Here is a 5,755-nt window from a genome sequence, read left to right as displayed (position 1 = left end):
CCCGAGCCTGTCGGCGGCCGTCGTGGCGGTCGCCCGGCCGGGACACGCCGAGCTGGCGCATGCCGTGTTTCTCCTGGCATACGTCATATTTCCCGGATTGGTTTCCCGCGGCCGGGGCCGGCCAGCGAGGCCGGTCGTCATGATGGTTCCTGGCCGGATGGTTCCTGACCGTCACGACGGAGGCTGGTCATCCGGTAGCAGGGAACCGATCCAGCAGTCGATGCGGACGCCGCGCAGGACGAGGCCCCGGCGCAGGGTGCCCTCGATGGTGAACCCGTTCTTCTCCACCACCCGGCGGGAGGCCCAGTTGCCGACTCCGGCCGTCCATTCCAGCCGTTCGACCCCGAGAACCTGGAATGCCCAGCGGCCCACCACGCCGACCGCCTGGCTGACGACGCCCTGACCACGCGCGCCCGGCGCGCACCAGTAACCCACCGTGGCCAGGCCGTCGTCGGTCACCTCGGTCAGGCTCACGGAGGCCAGCACCGACCCCGACGTGGCGTCCAGCACGGCGAACGGGGCGCCCCGGCCGTCGTCCCACTGCCGGGGCGCGAGCTCGGTGACGTAGGCCTCGGCGTCCCGCCGGGTGTAGGGCGCGGGAATCCTCGTCCAGCGCTGGATGTCCGGGTCCTGGCAGGCGTTGTGGACGTCGTCGATGTCGGAGGGGAGCCACGGTCGGAGGTGGATCCGGCCCGCTGTGATCTCCACGGGGTCGAACTTCGGCATCTGGTCAGGATCGCCCACGGACCCGCGGGAAGCGTCGGGGGGCCGGGCACTGACCGCGGTTCCCGTACGTTCTGATGGGTGGACCCCGGGACCGGGCCGGGTGCGGATCCACCAGCAGCCACGAGGATCCGCGGCCGGTCGCGGTCGCACGATTCCGCACCGCCCTCCTGACGGGGAGGGAGGATCGGCCCCACTCGGTGGGCGAGGTCGCCCGGTGAGGCAGCCGACCTGTCGCAAGGGTGTCCGACCCGCCCTACGGGGAGGATCGATCAGCACCGGGGGTCTAGCCTAGTCTCGTTGTGTAGGTGACCCAGCCGACAAGCCGCCCGAGGAGTTTCACCCGTGGTACTCGAGAAGATCCTCCGTGCCGGCGAGGGCCGTATTCTGCGCAAGCTCAAGGCCATCACCGAGCAGGTGAACCTCCTCGAGGACGACTTCGTGGGGCTCACCGACGCCGAGCTGCGCGCGATGACCGACGAGTTCCGACAGCGGATCGACGACGGGGAAACCCTCGACGAACTTCTCCCCGAAGCATTCGCGGCCGTGCGTGAAGCGGCCCGGCGGACCCTCGGCCAGCGGCACTTCGATGTCCAGATCATGGGCGGGGCGGCCCTGCACCTGGGCAACATCGCCGAGATGAAGACCGGTGAGGGCAAGACCCTCGTCTCCACGCTGCCGGCCTATCTGAACGCGTTGTCCCGTAAGGGCGTGCACATTGTCACCGTCAACGACTATCTGGCCCAGCGGGACGCGGAGAACATGGGCCGGGTGCACCGCTTTCTCGGGCTCACGGTCGGTGTGATCCACCCGCAGATGCCACCGGCGGTCCGCCGCCAGCAGTACGAGGCCGACATCACCTACGGCACCAACAACGAGTTCGGCTTCGACTACCTGCGGGACAACATGTCCTGGAGCGGTGAGGAACTCGTACAGCGCGGGCACAACTTCGCCATCGTCGACGAGGTCGACTCGATTCTGATCGACGAGGCCAGGACACCGCTGATCATCAGTGGGCCGGCGGACAATCCGACCCGCTGGTACACCGAGTTCGCCCGTATTGCCCCGGCTCTGGTCAGAGACGTCGACTACGAGGTGGAAGAGGGCAAGCGGACGGTGGCCATCACCGAGAGCGGGGTGGCCAAGGTGGAGGACCAGCTCGGTATCGACAACCTCTACGAATCGGTGAACACACCGCTGGTCGGCTACCTCAACAACGCCCTGAAGGCAAAAGAACTCTACCGCCGGGACAAGGACTACATCGTCACGGACGGCGAGGTTCTCATCGTCGACGAGTTCACCGGTCGGGTACTGCACGGCCGGCGTTACAGCGAGGGTATGCACCAGGCGATCGAGGCCAAGGAAAAGGTCGAGATCAAGCAGGAGAACCAGACCCTGGCCACGATCACGCTGCAGAACTACTTCCGGCTCTACGACAAACTGTCCGGGATGACCGGAACCGCGATGACGGAGGCGGCGGAGTTCCACCAGATCTACACCCTGGGCGTTGTGCCGATCCCCACGAACAAACCGATGATCCGGGCCGACCAGCCCGACGTCGTGTACAAGACCGAGGTCGCCAAGTTCAGTGCGGTCGTCGACGACATCGCCGAGCGCCACGACAGGGGCCAGCCGGTGCTTGTCGGCACGACCAGCGTGGCGAAGTCGGAATACCTGTCCAAGGAGCTGACCAAGCGCGGCGTGAAGCACGAGGTGCTCAACGCCAAGCAGCACGAGCGGGAAGCCTCGATCATCGCCGAGGCGGGGCGCCGGGGCGCGGTGACCGTCGCCACCAACATGGCCGGGCGCGGTACCGACATTATGCTCGGCGGCAACCCCGAGTTCCTCGCCCAGATAGAACTGCGCCAGCGCGGCCTGAGTCCGATCGATACCCCGGAGGATTACGAAGCGGCCTGGCCGGAGGCCCTGGAGAAGGCTCGCGCGTCGGTCAGCACCGAGCACGAGGAGGTCCTGGCACTCGGCGGGCTCTACGTCCTGGGCACCGAACGCCACGAGTCCCGTCGCATCGACAACCAGTTGCGCGGACGAGCCGGCCGCCAGGGCGACCGCGGGGAATCCCGGTTCTACCTGTCGCTGGGCGACGACCTCATGCGGTTGTTCAACGCCGCGGCCGTCGAGGGCATCATGGACCGGCTCAACATTCCCGAGGACGTGCCGATCGAATCGAAGATCGTCACCCGTGCCATCCGTTCCGCGCAGACCCAGGTCGAGGGTCAGAACTTCGAGATCCGCAAGAACGTCCTGAAATACGACGAGGTGATGAACAAGCAGCGCACCGTCATCTACGAGGAGCGCCGGAAGGTTCTCGAAGGGGCCGATCTACACGAACAGGTCCGCCATTTCATCGACGACACGGTGGAAGCGTACGTTCGCGGCGCGACCGCGGAAGGATATCCCGAGGAATGGGACCTCGACACCCTCTGGTCCGGCCTGGGTGAGCTGTACCAGATCGGCGTGGAGGTTCCGGCATCGGACGATCGTGAGGGTCTGACCGCCGAAACCCTGATCGAGGAGCTGCAGGCCGACGCGCACGACGCCTACGACCGGCGTGAGGACGCCCTCGGCCCGGGCCCGGACGGCGACCCGCTCATACGGGAACTGGAACGCCGGGTCGTCCTCGCCGTCCTTGACCGGAAATGGCGTGAGCACCTGTACGAAATGGACTACCTGCAGGAGGGAATCGGCCTGCGGGCAATGGGGCAGCGCGACCCGTTGGTCGAATACCAGCGGGAGGGCTACGACATGTTCCAGACCATGATGGAGGGCATCAAGGAGGAGTCGGTCAGGCTGCTGTTCAACGCCGAGGTGCAGGTTCCGGGCGCGGATTCCGCGGCCGCCGAGGCCGGCGCGGTGCCGGCCAGTCCGGCGATCACCCCGGTGGACGGCGCGGCGCAGGTGCCCGGCAGGCCCGGTCACCCCACGGCTGTNGCGGCCGCCGCCGGGCCTGTTCTTCCCGCCGGGGCCGGCGGCGCTGTGGCGCCGGCCGGTCCACCGGCGCGTTCCGCTGCTGAGTCGGCATCCGCGCCACCACCGGTGTTCGTCAAGGGCTTGGAGCCGCGTCGTCCCACTGGTGATCTTCGCTATACGGCACCGTCAGCGGACGNGGACGGCGGATCCGAGCCGGTGACGACCCGGCTCTCCGGGGGTGTGGTCGGGATACCCGGTGGGCAGCAGCCGGCAGCCGTCGGTAGCGGCCGCCCGGCTCGCAACGCCCCCTGCCCGTGTGGTTCCGGGCGCAAGTACAAGCGTTGCCACGGGGACCCCGCCCATCGCAGCACCGCCTGACATCCCCGGGCCGCGTCCACCGGGCCCCTGGGCAGAACGGTCAGCTGAGCAGGTCGCGGCGCGGTCGGCCGCGGCAGCGTGTTCACCGAGCGTCCCTGGCGGGGCGCCGTGAGCTCGCCCGCCGGGGGGATACACGGACACCCCCGGTAGAACCCCTGGCAGCCTTCGGTGGGACGTGATCCGGCCAACGTCGTGCTGGTCCGCGCGGCACGGGGCCCGTGCCGGTGAGCACGGGCGCTACGCGACCGGAGCGGTACTTGCCCGGGGCGTACCTGCTGGACCGTGCCGAAGGGCGTCGGTCTGTAGCACGGTGACCCGCCAGCGGTTGCCGGCGGTCTCCATTCGCAGGGCGAGAGCGGACACCCGATCGCCCCTGGCGATCACGGCGGCAACCTCGGCGATCCCTTCCCGCGGTTCGCACACCCGCAGGCAGCGAAGGGTGTGGCGCCGGTGCCGGACGTTGGCGGCGACCAGCCGTTCAAGATCTGCCTGCACCCGCGGGGACGTCCAGGCGACAAGGTGCGCGGCGGGCCGGATCCCGGTCACGGCCTCGACGATGGCCCGCACGACGACGGTGGCCGCGGCCCGGGCCGAGGGGAGTTCCTGGGCGCCTGGGGCATCGGCATGCCCGGGACCCGGGAGGGGCCGCAGCGGCCGTACCAGCGTGTTTCTGGCCGGATACGGTCGCTGGTCACCGCGGTCGGCATGATCGGCACGGGGTAGCGCGAGGACGACCGGGGCTGCCGCCGTGCTGCCGGCGGGTGGGTGTGCCCCCCAGGTGTCGGCCCGCGGATCGTCGTCGTACGGCGGATCGGTGGGGGCGAGCGGTATCTGGTAGAAGCGTCGCGCGCGGGTGGACCCTGTGTGCGCAGGGTCTGCCGCGGTGGTCGCAGTGGTCACGGCGTCTTCTCCAGATGGGAGTGATGGGCGGGGTCAGGGCCGGGGAGGGGGCGGCTGTAGGTGCTGCCCTGGAAAGATCTTGTCGGGGTTGGAGCCGATCACGTGCTTGTTCGCGGCCCACCACCGTGGCCATTCCCGCGCGATCTGCTCGGTGGTCGCGCCCGCCCCGAGATGGCGGGCCGCGATCGTCCAGAGCGTGTCGCCGCGCAGCACGACGACCACGGCGCTGTCCTGGACCTGGGTGACTGGCGATGGTGGCGGGGACGCGGGTGTGGGCTGGCCGGGCGTCCCGACTCCCCGCGGTGCCGGCGCCACCAGCGGATCGCCAGGTGGCGTTGACGTGACGGGCGTGGGGGCGGAGACGTGTCGTGCCGGCGGGGCCGCGGGGCGGGTCGGGGCCGCGGGGGTGGCCGGGTTTGCGGGAGACGTTGTGGTGACCGGTGGCCGCGCCGGAGAGCCGGCTGGTACCGGATCTGGCGGTTGTGTGGACGGGCCTGGCGCGTCCGCGGATGTCGTGGACGGGGTGGCGAGGCCGGACGGGTCAAGGTCCGGCCAGCTGGTCGAGGATGGCGAGGGCGTGGCACTGGCCGTGACGGCGACTGGTCCGGCAGCTGCCGGCGGGCTCGCCGTCAACGTCGGGTCGAGGTCCGGCCAACTGGTCGAGGGCGTCGTGGCGGTGACGGTGACGGTGACGGCGGCTGGTCCGGTGGCCGCCGCCGGGCTCACTGCCAGTGCCGGGGCGGCGGTCCCCGCCGCGAGCGTGACGCCGAGCGCCACTTCGACGATGCGGCGCAGGGCCTGGGGGAGGATGCGCCGGGCAGCGGCG

The 5,755-nt window shown here is 69.8% G+C and carries 4 protein-coding genes; 1 reads left to right on the top strand and 3 read right to left on the bottom strand.

What is annotated here, in order from left to right; genetic code table 11:
- Positions 1–171: 171 nt before the first annotated feature.
- A complete protein-coding gene (locus FrCorBMG51_RS07085; protein ID WP_047222361.1) occupies positions 172–726 on the bottom strand; it encodes a GNAT family N-acetyltransferase in 555 nt (184 codons plus the stop codon).
- Positions 727–1,068: 342 nt separating this feature from the next.
- Between FrCorBMG51_RS07085 and secA the strand changes: the two genes are divergently transcribed.
- Positions 1,069–4,029 carry a preprotein translocase subunit SecA gene (gene secA, locus FrCorBMG51_RS07080; protein WP_047222301.1) on the top strand — a complete coding sequence of 987 codons (2,961 nt, stop codon included), beginning with the start codon at positions 1,069–1,071 and terminating at the stop codon, positions 4,027–4,029.
- A 237-nt stretch (positions 4,030–4,266) separates the two neighbouring features.
- On the opposite strand, the gene FrCorBMG51_RS24845 is transcribed toward secA, so the two are convergent.
- Both FrCorBMG51_RS24845 and FrCorBMG51_RS30765 read right to left on the bottom strand, forming a co-directional pair.
- Positions 4,267–4,929 carry an Rv3235 family protein gene (locus FrCorBMG51_RS24845; protein ID WP_052914440.1) on the bottom strand — a complete coding sequence of 221 codons (663 nt, stop codon included), beginning with the start codon at positions 4,927–4,929 and terminating at the stop codon, positions 4,267–4,269.
- A gap of 33 nt (positions 4,930–4,962) precedes the next feature.
- Positions 4,963–5,244, bottom strand: a complete 282-nt coding sequence (locus FrCorBMG51_RS30765) for a LysM peptidoglycan-binding domain-containing protein (protein WP_235433388.1) — start codon at positions 5,242–5,244, stop codon at positions 4,963–4,965.
- Positions 5,245–5,755 lie beyond the last annotated feature (511 nt).

The organism is Protofrankia coriariae (assembly GCF_001017755.1).
Taxonomy (GTDB): Bacteria; Actinomycetota; Actinomycetes; order Frankiales; family Frankiaceae; genus Protofrankia; species Protofrankia coriariae.
The sequence above is the reverse complement of the archived record's forward strand: the minus strand, read 5'-3'. Positions and strand labels throughout refer to the sequence as shown.